Raw genomic sequence first — 15,347 nt, 5'->3', positions numbered from 1 at the left:
CATCCGGGCCGTTCATGACCGTTCCCGCCTCCGTCCCGCCGCCGTCCGCCCGGCGACCAGCCGGCCCGCCACGCACACGCCGAGGGCCAGCGTGCTCACCCGGCGCGACAGCCGTACCGCGCGCTCGATGTCCGCGCCCCGCACGTCCCGCCCGGACTCCCCGTTCAGCACCGGCCGGTGCTCGACGCGACCGGCGTACGCCAGCGTTCCGCCCAGCCGTACGCCGAGCGCTCCGGCGAACGCGGCTTCCACCGGTCCCGCGTTCGGGCTCGGATGACGCCCCGCGTCCGCCCGCCACGCGCGCACGGCCTCCCGCGGCCGCCCGCCCGCCGCCACGGCCAGCGCGGCCGTCAACCGGGCTCCGGGCCACCCGGCGAGGTCGTCCAGGCGGGCCGAGGCCCAGCCGTACCGGCGGTAGCGGGGCGACTTGTGGCCGACCATCGCGTCGAGCGTGTTCACCGCCCGGAAGCCGACGAGCCCCGGAACCCCGCCGATCGCCCCCCACACCAGCGCGCCGACGACGGCGTCCGAGGTGTTCTCGGCGACCGACTCGACGACCGCTCGGGCGATCCCCGGACCGTCCAGGGAGTGCGGATCGCGCCCGCACAGATGCGGCAGCCGCTCCCGTGCCACCTCCAGGTCCCCGGCGGCCAGGGCGCCGCCGATGGCGCGCGCCTCCCGCCCCAGCGACGTCATCCCGACGACGGACCAGGCGGTGGCGGCGGTCAGCGCGACGGCGAGCGCGGGGCGGCCCCGGACGGCGCGCGCGGTCAGCGCGGCGGCCCCCACGGCGCCTCCGGCGCACACGAGGGTGTGCAGGGCGCCCGCAGCCCGGTCGTCACGCCACAGACAGGACTCGGCCCGCGCGGCGGCGCGGCCGAATCCGGCGACGGGGTGGCCCCGACGGGGGTCGCCGAGCAGGGTGTCGGCGATCATCCCGGCCGTGGCGCCGTACGCGAAGACGCGGTCGGCACGCACGGCTCAGCCGGTCGCGGGGAGGGATGTTCCGGAGCTGGGGGGCAAAGGAAGCGGCGCACGGCGGCCGGGCATGGCGTATGTCCTCACTCAGGGTCCGCGCCCTGGTTCGACGTGACCGGCGACGAGAGTCTCCTGGCTTCCGGATCCGCAGTTCCCCCGGCCTTCCAGTCCGCGTGTCGCGGGCCGTGACGTTCCGGTGTGGGGGAGTGCTCCCCGGTGACAGTGGCGGGACCGCGCCGGATTCGCACCGGCTTCCTCTGCTGTCGCCGTAAATGGCTCCGGCAGTCCACCACGGCCCGCGAACAGCCGTCAACTCGCTGTTGACCTGCGAGGCTCCACTGTGCGCAGACGCACATCGGGCCGGACACACGAGGGTGTGTCCGGCCCGGAGGAGTGCGGGGTACGGGGTCAGGCGACGATCAGGTAGATCCCGTACGAGACCGCCGCGACGCACAGCGCGAAGCAGGCGTACGCGCCGGTGCGCGCCAGCGCCACCGACCCGCCGGAAGCACTGCTTCCGGCCGTGGCGGACTGCTTGGAGAGGGCGACGATGCCCAGGGTGAAGAGGCCGACCAGCGCGACGGTGACCACCAGGCTGACACCGAAGACGGAGGCGAGGGCTGCCCAGTCGATTTTCATGCGGATCTGTCCTTACACCTTGGCCGGCGGCCGGGCCGGGTCGTCGGGCGCCGAGGCGGGGGCCGGGATGGTGGATGCGAGGTCGGCGGCCGGGCCGCCGACGGGCGGCGGCTGGACCGCCGCCATGGCGGTGGTGACGATGCCCTGGGGCTCGTCGTCGCCCGTGTCGTTGACGTTGGTGTGGTCGACCGGCTGGCGGCGCGAGGCCAGCCAGATGGCGAACGAACCGCCCACCAGGATGACCGCCGTGACGGCGATGCCCCAGGGGCCCTGCTTGGTCAGGAACTCGGCGCCCGCACCGATCAGACCGGCCGCCGGGAGCGTCAGCCCCCAGGCGACGAACATCCGGGTGGCGGTGGACCAGCGGACCACGCCCCCCTTGCGGCCGAGGCCCGCGCCCATGACGGCACCGGAGCAGGACTGGGTGGTGGAGAGCGAGAAGCCGAGGTGCGAGGAGGCCAGGATGACCGTCGCCGCGCTGGTCTGGGCGGCGAAGCCCTGCGGCGGCTGGAGGTCGGTCAGTCCCTTGCCCATCGTGCGGATGATGCGCCAGCCGCCGAGGTAGGTGCCGAGCGCGATGGCCACACCGGCGGAGACGATGACCCACATGGGCGGGTTGGAGCCGGGGGCCAGGACACCGCTGGTGACCAGCGCCAGGGTGATGATGCCCATCGTCTTCTGGGCGTCGTTGGTGCCGTGGGCGAGCGAGACGAGACCGGCGGAGGCGATCTGTCCGGCCCGGTAGCCCTTGGCGGTCGACTTGAGCTGACCCTCGTCGGTGACGTTCCGGTTGATCCGGTACGTCAGCCGCGTGGCCAGCATCGCGGCGATACCGGCGACCAGGGGGGCCGCGATCGCGGGCAGCAGCACCTTGGTGACGACGGTGCCGCCGTTGATCGAGGACCAGCCGGCCGACATGACGGCGGCGCCGATCAGTCCGCCGAACAGGGCGTGGGAGGAGCTGGAGGGCAGGCCGACCAGCCAGGTAAGGAGATTCCACAGGATGGCGCCGACGAGCGCCGCGAAGATGACCTCGGTTCTGATGCCGTCTTCGTTGACGATCCCGCCGGAGATCGTCTTGGCGACCTCCACCGACAGGAACGCGCCGATCAGGTTGAGAACGGCGGACATCGCCACCGCTGTCTTGGGCTTCAGGGCGCCGGTCGAGATGGTGGTCGCCATCGCGTTGGCGGTGTCGTGGAAACCGTTCGTGAAATCGAACACGAGAGCTGTCACGACCACAATCGCAAGCAGCAGCGTGATGTGTTCCATTTACCCAGGCAATCGTTCGACGTCAGTGGCACGTGGACCGTAGGCAACCTGGATGAACGGAAGATGAACTGAGCAGGGCGCTGCGGTGACCCCAAACGGAGTGGGTCGCCTCCGCTTGTGCGCGGGAGGGGCTCCGCAGCGCCTGTGGGGCGGGGCGTGGGCTGTCCTTTGCCTCCGGTTGGCGAACATTTTGAACGGCTGTTCGGCACTCGGAAGAGACCTCCGTCACCTCCCATGTGACGTTCCGGTTGCGCCTCTTGCCCCCTACGCTCGCCCCATGAGCGAGCAGCACCCGGAATCCGTCGGCCGCATCTGGCGGGACGTCGTCGCGACCGCCCGCCGCAGCGCGGCGGACGGCCTCGTCGTCGGCACCTCGGGCAACGTGTCGGCCCGCGTCGGCGACCTGGTCCTGGTCACGCCCAGCGGGGTGCCCTACGACCGGCTCGGCCCCCACGACGCGGTCGGAGTCGATCTGGAGGGCCGCCAGGTCCTCGGAGACCTCGGGCCGACCAGCGAACTCCCCCTGCACCTGGCGGTCTACCGCTCCACCGGCGCCGCCGCCGTGGTCCACACCCACGCCGTGCACGCCACCGCCGTCTCCACCCTCGTCACCGAGGTGCCGCTCGTCCACTACGCGGCCGCCATCCTCGGCGGCCCCGTCCGCACCGCCGCCTACGCCCGCTACGGCACCCCGGAACTGGCCGAGGCCATGCTCGGGGCCCTGGAGGGCCGTACCGGCTGCCTGCTCGCCAACCACGGCACCGTCACCTACGGCGACACCCTCGACCAGGCCTACGAGCGCACCGCCCAACTGGAGTGGCTCTGCCGCCTCTGGCTCACCGCGAGCTCCGTGCCCGGCCGCACCCCGGCCCTGCTCGACGCGGCCCAGCTGGACGAGGTGACGGAAGCGCTCAAGGGATACGGCCAGCCCGGCTGACCCGGGCTTCCCGCCGCGCCCTCGGGCCGACGCCCCGCGCAGGCCTCCTCGCGAACCGCCGGAGCCCCGGTCCGGGCCGCGTCCGCCCCGGACGGCCCCGTCCACTGGCAGCCGGCCCCCGGCCCCACGACACTGAAGCGGTGCGCCCGGTAACCGCGACGGCAACGGCCGTCACCACGATCCTCGGCGTCGGTGCGACAGCGGTCGCGGCCGGCCGGTACGCCAGCGACGTCGCCCTCAAAGCGGCGCCCGGACGTCCCCTTCCCGCCGACCGCAGACTCACCGTGCACGCCACGGCGGCCGGACAGGTCACCCTGACCCGGTCCTTCTCGGCGCTCAGGCCCGGCACCTACGGCCTGTCCGGACCCGACGTCCACGCGGTCGTCGGGCCCGTCGTCGAAGGGGCCTCCCAGGCCGCCGACACCGTCGTCCGCAGGCTGGAGAGCGTCGGCCGGGGGCTCCTCGAACCGGGCGCGAAGGTGCGGCTCACCCCCGCCCTGTACGACGGCGACCCGAGCCGCGACCTCGGCCTGGACCACCAGGAGGCCGAGATCCCCGGCGAGCTGGGAACCCTGCCCGCCTGGTACGTCCCCGGCGCCCGCGACACCTGGGTCATCACCGTGCACGGCCTCGGCACCACCCGGGCCCACCCCATGAACCTCATGGGCTTCCTGCGCGAACAGCGCTTCCCCGTGCTCGACCTCGCCTACCGGGGCGACCCCGGAGCCCCCCGCCCCGCGGACGGCCTCGGCCACTTCGGCGCCTCCGAGTGGCGCGACCTCGACGCCGCCATCCGCTGGGCCCTGCGCTACGGGGCCCGCGACGTGATCGTCCACGGCTGGTCCACCGGCGCCACCATGGCCCTGTACGCCGCGGTCGAGTCCCCGCTCCGCGACCGGATCAGCGGCCTCGTCCTCGACTCCCCGGTGCTGGACTGGCCGGTTACCCTGCGCGCCCTGGCCGCGGCCCGAGGCGTCCCGGCCGCCCTGCTGCCGCTCGCCGTCCGCGCCGCCCAGGGCAGGACCGGGATGAGCCGCGCCCCGGTACTGGAGACCTCGGCCCCCGCCTCCCTGCGCACCCCGACCCTGATCCTGCACGGCCCGGACGACACGATCGCCCCCTGGGCCGCCTCCCGCGAGCTCGCCGCCCGCCGCCCGGACCTGGTCAGCCTCCACGCCGTGGCGCAGGCTCCGCATGCGTCGATGTGGAACGCCGGTCCGGCCCGCTACGAGGAGACCCTGCGACGCTTCCTCACGCCCCTGATGTGAGCCGATGGGGTGAACTCTCCCGCTTGCCGCCGCACCGGGGGAACCTTTCCCGTACCGGTGAAACGCCTTCCGTTTGGGCTTTCGGGCCGTCAGGGGCAAGACTGCTCCCGTGACGTCCCGTACTCCGCGCGACTCCAGGCTGCGACTTGTCCGCCCGCGACCCCTCGCCACCGCCCGCAAGGCCGTGACGACCCGGCGTACCAGGCCGGCTCCCCGGCCCCCCGAGGGCACCCCGCCCCGTACGGAACTGGCACGCCAGGCCAGGGCGGTACTCGCCGACGCCGTACGCATCGCCCGCTGGGCGGCCGGAGCGCCGGGGCCGGGCCCCGCCGCCCCGCTCGCGGCCCACGCCCTCGAACGGGCGGCCACCGCTCTGGAACTCTCCCCGGCGCAGGTCCGCGCGGGCTGGGACCGGGCCCGGCTGGCCGGACTGATCGAACTGCACGGCGACACCGCCCGCCCCGGCTGGCGGCTGCGCGCCTGGGACCGGGACGACTCCGCCGTCCTGCGCGGCTGGGTGGCGCTCTTCGACGCCTGGTCGCTCGTCCACGCCGCACCCGCGGACATCGAGGCGGGCGCCGTCGCCGAAGCCGTCGAGGCCGTGCCCCAGGTGCTCTCCCTCCTCCAGCTCTCCGCGGGCCCGGTCACCGTCCCCGCCCTGCTGGACCTCCTCGGCCAGCGCGTCGCCGAACTCCAGGAGGAGCGCTGCGAAGTGCCCCTGGGCCCCGGCAGAACCGCGCCCGCCGACCCGCCCGAGACCCCCGCCCGGGCAGTGGCGGTCCAGAACGGCGCCGGACCGGCCCGGAGCGCCGACCTCAACGCCCTGCTGCTCGACTGGGCCCTGGAGGGCCTCGCCGCCGTCGGTGCGCTGACGCTCGGCCGGGGGCACGCCACCCTCACCCCGCTCGGCAACTGGGCGGTCTGGGTCAAGCTGGAACAGATCTGCGTCGCGGCCCAGAGCCCGGCCGGGAACATCGAGCAGTCCGCCGCCGACATGCTCCTCGGCTGCGCCCGGCTCACCCCCGGCCCGGCCCGCGCCGAGTACCGCGCCTGGCTCGCCGCCCGCACCGTCGGCAGCGCCGTCGCCGAACTGCTGGCCGTCGCCCGGGGCGAGGACGCGCTGCTGCGCGGACTGGCCTTCGAGGCGCTGAGGGTCGTCGGCGCCCCCGCCGAACCCGAGGTCCGCGCCGTCCTCACCGAACCCTCGCTGCGGCCCTACGCGCTGCTCTGGCTCGCCGAGTACGAGGGCAAAGACCCGGACGACGCCCAGGAGGTCCTCAGCCGCGAGGAGGCCACCTGGCTCTGGGTCGACACCGCGGCGGCCGTCGCCGACCACGGCGAGACCGGGCTGCTGGTCCGCCACCTCGACTCCGCCGTCCAGGGCACCGTCCCCGCCCTGCTCGACGAGGTCAGGGCCGTCGGCCATCCGCGCACCGTCCAGGTCCTGGTCGCCCTGGCCGCGGCCCACCCGGACCCGGCCCTGGCCAAGGCGGTCCGCCGGGCCGCCTTCCAGGTGCACACCGGAGGAGCCTGAGCCGTCCGCCGCCGGGGTCCGCTCAGCCGGACCCCGGGGCGTACGTCCCGAAGCTCCACACGTTGCCCTCGGCGTCCCGCGCCATGTAGTCCCGGGAGCCGTAGTCCTGGTCGGTCGGCTCCATGAGGATCTCCACGCCGAACTCCTTGGCGCGGGCGCAGTGCTCGTCCACCTCGTCCACCACCACGTACACCCCCGCCGGACCCGCGCCCGTCATCGCCTGCGCGAACAGGCCCTCGCGTCCCTTGGAGCCGAGCATCACCCTGCCGTTGCCGCAGGACAGCTCGGCATGCAGCACGCTGCCGTTCTCCCCCTCGTAGACCGCCTCCTCGGTGAAGCCGAAGCCCTGCGTCAGCGTCCTGATCGCGGCCTTCGCGTCGTCGTACAGGATCGTCGGGTAGACCGTGGGAACGCCGCTCGCCCCGCCTGCCATCGCACTCACCTCTCCTGATGCCGCACCTGTCCGGATCACCCTGATGTGATCTGTGTCTCAGTCTTCCACCGGGCACCGACAATGCCCTCCCGGGAGGCGTTCCCGCAGGTCGGGCGGGTCCGGAGCAGTCGGGTGGATCCGGGTCGGCCGGGCAGGTCCGGGTCAGGAGAAGGTGTCGCACCGCGCCATGTCGCCCGTGCGGAACCCGGTGGAGATCCACTGCTGCCGCTGCGCGGCCGAACCGTGCGTCCACGACTCCGGGGTGACCCGGCCCTGATACCTCTCCTGGATCCGGTCGTCGCCGACCGCCGCCGCCGCGTCCAGGCCGTCCCGGACGTCCGCCCGGGTCAGCTCCGTGATCAGCGGCCGGCCCGTCGACTCGTCCGGTGTCGTCGTGGCGTGGTGCGCCCACACCCCGGCATAGCAGTCGGCCTGCAGCTCCACCTTCACCGCGTTGCTGTTCTCGCCCTGCCGCCCGTCCTGCGACCGGGCCAGCGTGCCCAGCTGGTTCTGCACGTGGTGGCCGTACTCGTGCGCCACGACGTACGCCTGGGCGAACGGCCCGCCGCTGGAGCCGAACTTCGTGCGCAGGTCGTCGAAGAACCCGAGGTCCAGATAGACCTTCCGGTCGCCGGGGCAGTAGAACGGCCCGACCGCCGAGGTGGCGGACCCGCACGCGGTGCCGACCCGCTCGTTGAACAGGACCGTCGAGGCGGCCGCGTAGTCCGCGTCGCGCCGCTCGAACTCCTGACGCCAGAAGTCCTGCACGCTGTTGACCACCGCCACCGTCCGGCAGTCCTCCCTGCTGTTCGCGTCCTGCCCCTTCAGGCAGCTCTCCTGCACCCGCCGGGCCGACGACGAGGTCGCCGCGGGGTCCGGGTCACCGGAGGAGAGGCCCAGCTGGTCGGGGCCGACGCCGAGGAGCAGGCCCAGGATCAGGGCGAGCACGCCGGCGATGCCGCCGCCCACGGTGGCCTTCCCACCCGGGATCCGGCTGCCGCGGACGTCCTGGACCTCGGAGGTGTCCAGATCGGCGTCGTCGTCGAACCGCACGGCCGCACCACCCTCGGGCTCGGGTGGGCGACAGGGTGCCGCCCTGCGCCGAGTATCAGCCGGTTCGTCCCGGCCGGCACGCGGAAAAGAAGTTGCGTACCGCCAGTAGAATGGGCCGTATGGCCTTCCTCCTTGTGCATTAGCGGCGTCGAGAGACCTCCGCCCTCGTCCCTCCGCCGTCCATACTGCCCTGGAGTTTTTCCGTGATCACCGCTTCCGGCATCGAGCTGCGCGCCGGCGCCCGCATCCTCATCGAGTCCGCTTCCTTCCGTATCGCCAAGGGCGACCGCATCGGCCTCGTCGGCCGCAACGGAGCGGGCAAGACCACCCTCACCAAGTGCCTCGCCGGCGAGGGCACCCCCGCCGGGGGCACCATCACCCGGTCCGGCGAGGTCGGCTACCTCCCGCAGGACCCGCGCACCGGCGACCTCGACATCCTCGCCCGCGACCGCATCCTCTCCGCCCGCGGCCTCGACACGATCCTGCGCAAGATGCGCGAGAACGAGGACCGGATGGCGAACGGGCAGGGCGCCACCCGCGAGAAGGCGATGAAGAAGTACGAGCGCCTGGAGACGGAGTTCCTCACCAAGGGCGGATACGCCGCCGAGGCCGAGGCCGCCACCATCGCCGCCGCGCTCAGCCTGCCCGACCGGGTCCTCGGCCAGCCGCTGCACACGCTCTCCGGCGGTCAGCGCCGCCGCGTCGAGCTGGCCCGGATCCTCTTCTCGGACGCCGACACCCTGCTCCTGGACGAGCCGACCAACCACCTCGACGCCGACTCCATCGTCTGGCTGCGCGACTACCTCAAGTCCTACCGCGGCGGCTTCGTCGTGATCTCCCACGACGTCGACCTGGTCGAGACGGTCGTCAACAAGGTGTTCTACCTCGACGCCAACCGCTCCCAGATCGACGTCTACAACATGGGCTGGAAGCTCTACCAGCAGCAGCGCGAGGCCGACGAGAAGCGCCGCAAGCGCGAGCGCCAGAACGCCGAGAAGAAGGCCGCGACCCTCAACGCGCAGGCCGACAAGATGCGCGCCAAGGCCACCAAGACCGTCGCCGCCCAGAACATGGCCAAGCGCGCCGACCGGCTGCTCTCCGGCCTGGAGGCCGTGCGGGTCTCCGACAAGGTCGCCAAGCTGCGCTTCCCCGACCCCTCGCCCTGCGGCAAGACCCCGCTGATGGCGGAGGGCCTCTCCAAGTCGTACGGCTCGCTGGAGATCTTCACCGACGTCGACCTCGCCATCGACAAGGGCTCCCGCGTCGTCATCCTCGGCCTCAACGGCGCCGGCAAGACCACGCTGCTCCGCCTGCTCGGCGGTGCCGAGAAGCCCGACACCGGCGAGGTCATCGAGGGGCACGGCCTCAAGCTCGGGTACTACGCCCAGGAGCACGAGACCCTCGACCCGGAGCGCACGGTCCTGGAGAACATGCGCTCCGCCGCACCCGACCTCGACCTCGTGGCCGTCCGCAAGACGCTCGGCTCCTTCCTCTTCTCCGGCGACGACGTCGACAAGCCCGCGGGCGTGCTCTCCGGCGGCGAGAAGACCCGGCTCGCCCTCGCGACCCTGGTCGTCTCCTCCGCCAACGTGCTCCTGCTCGACGAGCCGACGAACAACCTCGACCCCGCCAGCCGCGAGGAGATCCTCGGCGCGCTGCGCACCTACAAGGGCGCGGTCGTCCTCGTCACCCACGACGAGGGCGCCGTCGAGGCGCTCCAGCCGGAACGGATCATCCTGCTTCCGGACGGCGTCGAGGACCTCTGGGGAGCGGACTACCGCGACCTCGTCGCCCTCGCCTGATCCACCGGGGATAGATCATTCGGCCTACGCGTGATCCATCATCTGCGTGAGGACGTCTCGTACTCCGGTGGTGCGCCCGGCGCTCACCCGTCGTGCGCCCCATTTCCGGCCACCCGTCCCCGTACGGCCCTGACCTGGCTGTTCTCCTGCCGGTCCGGGCCGTGCGCCCCCGCACGCCCTGGGGAATCGCGGATTCCGCTCGTGTCGGCGTGCTTCTCGTCCGGGAAACCGCTCGCACCGACCTTGCCGAATGGGTGGCCAGGAAGCGCGGGAGGGGTGATCATGAGAGTCCAGAGCGCACTTCGCATGAGGAGGCACGGGTGGCCGAGACTCTGAAGAAGGGCAGCCGGGTAACCGGCGCCGCGCGTGACAAGCTCGCGGCAGACCTGAAGAAGAAGTACGACTCCGGTGCGAGCATTCGGGCGCTGGCCGAGGAAACCGGCCGCTCCTACGGGTTCGTCCACCGGATGCTCAGTGAGTCCGGAGTGACGCTGCGAGGACGCGGCGGCGCGACACGGGGCAAGAAGGCCGCTTCGGCCTGAGGCCCTTGAGTTCCGGCGTCCTCGGCGTCATGCGGGCTCAACGGAATTCGGGGTGACCACCCGGCTGACCGCAAGGTCGCCCGGGTGGTTACTGTTCAGTCACTTCATACCGAGTGCTGACTGCACCCCATCCGGAGGCGCCCCATGACCTCGCTCGACACTGTGCTGGACAAGGACGGCGTACGGCTCACCGTCGACGACGCCGTCGCCACGGTGACGCTCACCAACCCGGCCAAGCGCAACGCTCAGTCTCCCGCTCTGTGGCGGGCGTTGACCGAGGCCGGACGGGCGCTGCCCGGCACGGTCCGGGTCGTGGTGCTCCGCGGCGAGGGCATGTCCTTCTCCGCGGGCCTCGACCGGCAGGCCTTCACTCCCGAGGGCTTCGACGGCGAGCCGTCGTTCCTCGACATGGCGCGCGGCCCGGAGGCCGAGCTCGACGCGACCATCGCCGAGTACCAGGAGGCGTTCACCTGGTGGCGCCGCAACGACCTCGTGTCGATCGCCGCGGTCCAGGGCCACGCCATCGGCGCCGGCTTCCAGCTCGCCCTCGCCTGCGATCTGCGGATCGTCGCCGAGGACGTGCAGTTCGCCATGCGCGAGACCAGCCTCGGCCTCGTTCCCGACCTCACGGGCACCCATCCCCTGGTGGGCCTCGTGGGGTATGCCCGCGCGCTCGAAATCTGCGCCACCGGCCGCTTCGTGCACGCCGAGGAGGCAGAGCGCACCGGCCTCGCCAACCTGGTGGTCCCCGCCGACCAGCTCGACGCGGCGGCCCGCGACCTGGCGGGGGCCCTGGTGGCGGCGCCCCGCGACGCCGTCGTCGAGACGAAGGCCCTCCTGGCCGGCGCGCTCTCGCGCGACTACGAGCAGCAGCGCGTCGCCGAGCGGGCCGCCCAGGGCCGCCGGCTCCGCGACCTGGCGGGCATCACCGACTGACCACCTCCGTGACCAGCACCGACACCGGCAGCCGGTCCTCCGCGGCCGCCGCCACCGCCGTGCGCACCGACCGCGCGACATCCAGCGCCCGGTGGTCCCCGGCCGTCGCCACCTCGACCCGCACATGGTCGTGGGCGGTGTACACCGGGCCGCCCAGGACCCGGGTCAGCGAGACGACCCCCGGCACCCCGGCGGCAGCCGTCGCCACCGGTCCCTCGGGCTTCGCGCCCGGGGCCGGCGGCGCCGTCTCCCCGGCCGTCACCTGATCGGTCGCACCGGCCTCCAGCAATGCCGTGACCGTCAGGTCCACCTCGGCGATCTCCAGACCCAGCCGGGCGGCGGCCGCCGTCAGCAGCGCCGCGCGCAGGGCCGCCGCGGTGTCGGGCAGCGGCCGGTCCGGGGTGGTGGAGAACTCCGCCTCGATCCGCAGCGGCCCCGACGGCAGCGCGCTCGGCGGAGCCGGGGGCGGCGCCGGGTCCGCCGGGTTCCGTGACACGCCGTCGGGGCCGCCCCCGGCCACAGCCGCCTCAAGGGCCTTCTCCGTCGGGCCGATCCGCAGCTTCCCCAGCACCGTCCCGGGAAGAGCGGCCGCCCCGCACAGCACCGACGCGGCGGCCGTCTCCGCGATCCACGCGCCGTCCCCCGGACCGCCCAGCGGCAGCAGCCTGCCCAGACCCAGCCGTTGCCGTACCGAAGCGGTCCATCCGTCGACCCTCTGCGGGCCCCGTGCCGTCGTCATCACCCCAGACTGCCGTATCCACGGCGCGGGATGGGGAAAGCGCACTTAACGTGGGCAAGGAAGTCCAAACCAGTCCCGAAGGGAAGACCGGCGATGACTGAGAGCTCCCAGCGCAGCAACCCCGACAGCGGGTCCGGTGGCAGGACCCCGCTGAGCAAGCGTGGCGGCGGTGACCCCGGTACCCGGGGCCGTACCACGATCGCCGACGGCGTCGTCGAGAAGATCGCCGGGATGGCGGCACGCGATGTGGTCGGCGTCCACGCGATGGGCAGTGGCCTGTCGAGGACGTTCGGCGCGGTCCGCGACCGGGTCCCCGGCGGCGGCAAGTCCGTCACCCGCGGAGTCAAGGCCGAGGTCGGCGAGTCGCAGACCGCCCTCGACCTGGAGATCGTCGTCGACTACGGCGTGGCGATCTCCGACGTGGCCCGCGACGTGCGCGAGAACGTCATCGCGGCGGTGGAGCGTATGACCGGCCTTGAGGTCGTCGAGGTCAACATCGCGGTGAGCGACGTCAAGTTGCCCGACGAGGACGACGATGACGACGGCAACGACGATCAGCGTCTTCAGTGAGCCTTCCGTATCTCCGTCGTACGCCAGTTGAGGAGAGAAACACGATGAGCATGGCTGTCGCCGGTCTGTTGGCCGGCATGGCGCTCGGGTTCGCCGGGTATTTCGGCGGGTTCGGTGCCTTCGTACTGGTGGCCGCGCTGGGCGCGGTCGGCTTCATCGCCGGCCGCTTCCTGGACGGCGACCTGGAGCCCGGCGACTTCTTCCGGAGTCGCGAGCGCGGCGACCGGCGACGGTGACGGCGGTGACCGGCCGGGTCGCCGCGGCGACCCGGGGCGAGACCCGGATCGCCGACCGCGTCGTCGCCAAGATCGCCGCCCAGGCGGCGAAGGAGGCGGTCGACGAACCGCCCGCGGACGGGGCGTCGCCGCGTGCCACGGTCACCGTGCACCGCGACGCCGCCCGGGTGCGCGTCAGCCTGGAGCTCGGCTACCCCAGCGACATCGGCCGCCAGTGCGGCGCCGTACGCCGCCGGGTCGCCGAGCGGGTCAAGGCGCTGGCAGGCATGGAGGTGCCCGAGGTGGCGGTGCAGGTCGAACGGCTGCACCCCGCCGGAACGAGCGCCGCCGCACAGGGGAGGGTCCGATGACCGAACCCGGTGAACCGACCGGCTCCACGCGGCGGATGCCCACCGTAGGACAGAGCGGCGGCGACGTGAGCCCGCACGCCCCGAACACAACGGCCGACGCCCGCGAACCGGTCCCCACCCTGGAACGGGGCGACAGCACCGCGGGCCGCTTCTGGTCCGCCCGCCGCGTCCCGGCCGCCCTGCTGGCCCTCGTACTCCTGGGCGGAGCCGGCCTGCTGCTCTACGACATCGCCGCCGTACGGGCCGACCACCCGGCCATGCAGTGGCGTCGCTCCCTCGCCGACGGACTGGCCGAACGGCGGCTGGACGACGTCGCGGTGCTCATCGGGGCCGGCGTCGCGGCCCTGATCGGCCTCTGGCTGATCCTGCTGGCCCTCACCCCCGGACTGCGCGACCTGCTGCCGATGCGCCGCGACCGCGCCGACGTCCGGGCCGGACTCGACCGCACCGCCGCCGCACTGGTCCTGCGGGACCGCTCCGTGGAGGTGTCCGGCGTGCAGTCCGTGCGGGTCAGCATGGGACGGCGGAAGGCGAAGGTGCGCGCGCTCTCCCACTTCCGGGAACTCGACGACGTGCGGACCGACCTGGACGCCGTGCTGGAGAAGGCCGTCCGGGAACTGGGCCTGGCGAAGCCGCCGGCCCTCTCCGTCCAGGTGCACCGACCGGCGAAGAAGGGATGAGCCGCATGCGCTCCACCGTCAACCGGGTCCTGCTGGCCCTGGCCGGGCTGGTGCTGGTCGTCGTCGGCGGGGCCGTGCTCGCCGCCGGCCTCGGCGCGTCCGTGCCGTCCTGGTGGCCCTGGGACGGCAAGACCGACGTGCTGCTCAGCGCGGCCGACCGGCAGCGCTGGCGCGACGACGGCTGGTGGTGGCCGGCGGTGATCGCCGTCCTCGCCGTCCTCGTGGTCCTCGCCCTGTGGTGGTTCCTCGCCCAGCTCCGCCGCGGCCGGCTCGCCGACGTGCTGGTGGACAGCGGCGACGGCGAAGGGGCCCGGCTGCGGGGCCGCGCCCTGGAGGGCGTCCTCGCCTCGGAGGCGGGCGCACTCGACGGAGTGGCCCGCGCCCAGGCGATGCTGACCGGCCGCCGCACCGAGCCCCGGGCCCGGGTCCGGCTGCTCATGGAGCCGCACGCCGCGCCCCTCGGGACGCTGAACGCGGTCGCCGACGGGGCGCTGGCGCACGCACGCGACTCGGCCGGTCTGGACGCGCTTCCCGCCGAGGTGCGCCTGCGGGCCGTCAAGCACCGCGCGGAGCGGGTGTCCTGACGGCCCTGACGGCACCGGGGGACCGGCGGGGCGGGTCAGAAGCCGTGCCGTGATCCGCCGTCCACCGGGACCATGATGCCCGTGAGGTAGGAGGCGGCGGGGGAGAGCAGGAAGGCCGCGGTCTTCCCGAACTCCTCGGGCGTCCCGTAGCGCCGCAGCGGAATCCGCGCCTCGTTCGCGGTGCGGGCGGCCTCCGCGTCACCGGACAGGGCGTCCAGTTCGCGGACCCGGTCGGTGTCGATCCGGGCCGGCAGCACGCCCACCACCCGGATCCCGCGCGGGCCCAGCTCGTCGGCCAGCGACTTGGCGAAACCGGCGAGACCGGGGCGCAGCCCGTTGGAGATGGTCAGCCCCGCGATCGGCTCATGGACCGATCCGGAGAGCACGAGGCCGATCACGCCGCCCTCGCCGAGCGCGGCCGCCGCCGTCCGGGCGAGCCGTACCGCTCCCAGGAACACCGTCTCGAACGCCGTCTGCCACTGGTCGTCCGTGTTGTCCGCGAGGAAGCCGGGGGCGGGTCCGCCGACGCTGATGAGGATGCCGTCGAGCCGCCCGAAGTGTTCCCGCGCCGCGTCCACGAGGCGCTGTGCGGCGCTCGGGTCGGCGTTGTCGGCGGCGAGCCCGACCACGTCCGGGCCCAGCTCGGCGGCGGCCTCCACGACGGACTTCTCGTCCCGCCCGGTGATGATCAGCTTCGCGCCGTCGGCGGCGAGGGAGCGGGCCGTGGCGTTGCCGAGGCCCCGGGTCGCTCCGGTGACGATGTAGACGCGGTCCTTCAGTCCAAGATCCATGGC

At 73.4% G+C, this 15,347-nt stretch carries 18 protein-coding genes and 1 riboswitch; of the genes, 11 read left to right on the top strand and 7 right to left on the bottom strand.

Annotated elements, in window-relative coordinates; all coding sequences use genetic code 11:
* Window positions 1–12 precede the first annotated feature (12 nt).
* The 3 genes from OG245_RS07555 to OG245_RS07545 form a co-directional block, all read right to left on the bottom strand.
* On the bottom strand, window positions 13–978 hold the full coding sequence (locus OG245_RS07555; RefSeq protein ID WP_371622759.1) for a cobalamin biosynthesis protein: 966 nt from the start codon (window positions 976–978) through the stop codon (window positions 13–15).
* Window positions 979–1,103: 125 nt separating this feature from the next.
* A riboswitch (cobalamin riboswitch) is annotated at window positions 1,104–1,237 on the bottom strand.
* A gap of 149 nt (window positions 1,238–1,386) precedes the next feature.
* The gene (locus OG245_RS07550) at window positions 1,387–1,617 is read right to left on the bottom strand and encodes a hypothetical protein (RefSeq protein WP_137233883.1); all 231 of its coding nucleotides are present in this window, start codon (window positions 1,615–1,617) and stop codon (window positions 1,387–1,389) included.
* A 12-nt stretch (window positions 1,618–1,629) separates the two neighbouring features.
* Window positions 1,630–2,889, bottom strand: coding sequence for an anion permease (locus OG245_RS07545; RefSeq protein ID WP_371622758.1), 1,260 nt, complete (start codon window positions 2,887–2,889; stop codon window positions 1,630–1,632).
* Between the two features lie 277 nt (window positions 2,890–3,166).
* Here OG245_RS07545 and OG245_RS07540 point away from each other — a divergent pair, with 277 nt between their 5' ends.
* From OG245_RS07540 to OG245_RS07530, 3 genes are all read left to right on the top strand, one after another.
* Entirely contained in the window at window positions 3,167–3,826 is a 660-nt protein-coding gene (locus tag OG245_RS07540; protein ID WP_371622757.1) for a class II aldolase/adducin family protein, read from the top strand.
* A 140-nt stretch (window positions 3,827–3,966) separates the two neighbouring features.
* Window positions 3,967–5,094 (top strand): alpha/beta hydrolase, encoded by a 1,128-nt coding sequence (locus OG245_RS07535; protein WP_371622756.1) that lies wholly within the window; start codon window positions 3,967–3,969, stop codon window positions 5,092–5,094.
* Window positions 5,095–5,278: 184 nt separating this feature from the next.
* Window positions 5,279–6,628 carry a hypothetical protein gene (locus OG245_RS07530; protein ID WP_371627833.1) on the top strand — a complete coding sequence of 450 codons (1,350 nt, stop codon included), beginning with the start codon at window positions 5,279–5,281 and terminating at the stop codon, window positions 6,626–6,628.
* 22 nt (window positions 6,629–6,650) lie between these two features.
* Here the strand turns inward: OG245_RS07530 and OG245_RS07525 are convergent, their stop codons facing one another.
* Both OG245_RS07525 and OG245_RS07520 read right to left on the bottom strand, forming a co-directional pair.
* Window positions 6,651–7,061 (bottom strand): VOC family protein, encoded by a 411-nt coding sequence (locus OG245_RS07525; RefSeq protein ID WP_371627832.1) that lies wholly within the window; start codon window positions 7,059–7,061, stop codon window positions 6,651–6,653.
* A 162-nt stretch (window positions 7,062–7,223) separates the two neighbouring features.
* Window positions 7,224–8,114 (bottom strand): neutral zinc metallopeptidase, encoded by an 891-nt coding sequence (locus tag OG245_RS07520; RefSeq protein WP_371622755.1) that lies wholly within the window; start codon window positions 8,112–8,114, stop codon window positions 7,224–7,226.
* 203 nt (window positions 8,115–8,317) lie between these two features.
* On the opposite strand from OG245_RS07520, the gene OG245_RS07515 reads away from it, so the two are divergent.
* From OG245_RS07515 to OG245_RS07505, 3 genes are all read left to right on the top strand, one after another.
* On the top strand, window positions 8,318–9,916 hold the full coding sequence (locus tag OG245_RS07515) for an ABC-F family ATP-binding cassette domain-containing protein (RefSeq protein WP_371622754.1): 1,599 nt from the start codon (window positions 8,318–8,320) through the stop codon (window positions 9,914–9,916).
* Between the two features lie 320 nt (window positions 9,917–10,236).
* The gene (locus tag OG245_RS07510) at window positions 10,237–10,458 is read left to right on the top strand and encodes a helix-turn-helix domain-containing protein (RefSeq protein WP_006123601.1); all 222 of its coding nucleotides are present in this window, start codon (window positions 10,237–10,239) and stop codon (window positions 10,456–10,458) included.
* A 144-nt stretch (window positions 10,459–10,602) separates the two neighbouring features.
* Window positions 10,603–11,394, top strand: a complete 792-nt coding sequence (locus tag OG245_RS07505) for an enoyl-CoA hydratase/isomerase family protein (RefSeq protein ID WP_371622753.1) — start codon at window positions 10,603–10,605, stop codon at window positions 11,392–11,394.
* Here the strand turns inward: OG245_RS07505 and OG245_RS07500 are convergent.
* Window positions 11,384–12,133 carry a hypothetical protein gene (locus OG245_RS07500; protein WP_371622752.1) on the bottom strand — a complete coding sequence of 250 codons (750 nt, stop codon included), beginning with the start codon at window positions 12,131–12,133 and terminating at the stop codon, window positions 11,384–11,386. The genes OG245_RS07505 and OG245_RS07500 overlap by 11 nt on opposite strands.
* 93 nt (window positions 12,134–12,226) lie before the next feature.
* On the opposite strand from OG245_RS07500, the gene OG245_RS07495 reads away from it, so the two are divergent.
* The 5 genes from OG245_RS07495 to amaP are packed head-to-tail and all read left to right on the top strand — an operon-like array spanning window position 12,227 to window position 14,553.
* A complete protein-coding gene (locus OG245_RS07495; protein ID WP_371622751.1) occupies window positions 12,227–12,703 on the top strand; it encodes an Asp23/Gls24 family envelope stress response protein in 477 nt (158 codons plus the stop codon).
* 44 nt (window positions 12,704–12,747) lie between these two features.
* Entirely contained in the window at window positions 12,748–12,939 is a 192-nt protein-coding gene (locus OG245_RS07490) for a hypothetical protein (RefSeq protein WP_012381448.1), read from the top strand.
* A complete protein-coding gene (locus OG245_RS07485) occupies window positions 12,936–13,289 on the top strand; it encodes a hypothetical protein (RefSeq protein WP_371622750.1) in 354 nt (117 codons plus the stop codon). Before OG245_RS07490 ends, OG245_RS07485 begins: the two co-directional genes overlap by 4 nt.
* Window positions 13,286–13,969, top strand: a complete 684-nt coding sequence (locus OG245_RS07480; RefSeq protein ID WP_371622749.1) for a DUF6286 domain-containing protein — start codon at window positions 13,286–13,288, stop codon at window positions 13,967–13,969. Before OG245_RS07485 ends, OG245_RS07480 begins: the two co-directional genes overlap by 4 nt.
* 5 nt (window positions 13,970–13,974) lie before the next feature.
* The gene (amaP, locus tag OG245_RS07475; protein ID WP_371622748.1) at window positions 13,975–14,553 is read left to right on the top strand and encodes an alkaline shock response membrane anchor protein AmaP; all 579 of its coding nucleotides are present in this window, start codon (window positions 13,975–13,977) and stop codon (window positions 14,551–14,553) included.
* 35 nt (window positions 14,554–14,588) lie between these two features.
* Here the strand turns inward: amaP and OG245_RS07470 are convergent, their stop codons facing one another.
* Window positions 14,589–15,344, bottom strand: coding sequence for an SDR family oxidoreductase (locus OG245_RS07470; protein ID WP_371622747.1), 756 nt, complete (start codon window positions 15,342–15,344; stop codon window positions 14,589–14,591).
* Between the last annotated feature and the right edge of the window lie 3 nt (window positions 15,345–15,347).

The sequence above is a fragment of the Streptomyces sp. NBC_01116 genome (genome assembly GCF_041435495.1).
Classification (GTDB): Bacteria; Actinomycetota; Actinomycetes; order Streptomycetales; family Streptomycetaceae; genus Streptomyces.
This window is presented reverse-complemented; position numbering and strand designations above follow the sequence as displayed.

Excerpts from the sequence above, each read along its gene's own strand:
- OG245_RS07525 (WP_371627832.1), bottom strand. The coding sequence starts at position 7,061 with ATGGCAGGCGGGGCGAGCGGCGTTCCCACGGTCTACCCGACGATCCTG.
- OG245_RS07470 (WP_371622747.1), bottom strand. The coding sequence starts at position 15,344 with ATGGATCTTGGACTGAAGGACCGCGTCTACATCGTCACCGGAGCGACC.
- OG245_RS07505 (WP_371622753.1), top strand. The coding sequence starts at position 10,603 with ATGACCTCGCTCGACACTGTGCTGGACAAGGACGGCGTACGGCTCACC.
- OG245_RS07540 (WP_371622757.1), top strand. The coding sequence starts at position 3,167 with ATGAGCGAGCAGCACCCGGAATCCGTCGGCCGCATCTGGCGGGACGTC.
- OG245_RS07545 (WP_371622758.1), bottom strand. The coding sequence starts at position 2,889 with ATGGAACACATCACGCTGCTGCTTGCGATTGTGGTCGTGACAGCTCTC.
- OG245_RS07490 (WP_012381448.1), top strand. The coding sequence starts at position 12,748 with ATGAGCATGGCTGTCGCCGGTCTGTTGGCCGGCATGGCGCTCGGGTTC.
- amaP (WP_371622748.1), top strand. The coding sequence starts at position 13,975 with ATGCGCTCCACCGTCAACCGGGTCCTGCTGGCCCTGGCCGGGCTGGTG.
- OG245_RS07500 (WP_371622752.1), bottom strand. The coding sequence starts at position 12,133 with ATGACGACGGCACGGGGCCCGCAGAGGGTCGACGGATGGACCGCTTCG.
- OG245_RS07480 (WP_371622749.1), top strand. The coding sequence starts at position 13,286 with ATGACCGAACCCGGTGAACCGACCGGCTCCACGCGGCGGATGCCCACC.
- OG245_RS07550 (WP_137233883.1), bottom strand. The coding sequence starts at position 1,617 with ATGAAAATCGACTGGGCAGCCCTCGCCTCCGTCTTCGGTGTCAGCCTG.
- OG245_RS07495 (WP_371622751.1), top strand. The coding sequence starts at position 12,227 with ATGACTGAGAGCTCCCAGCGCAGCAACCCCGACAGCGGGTCCGGTGGC.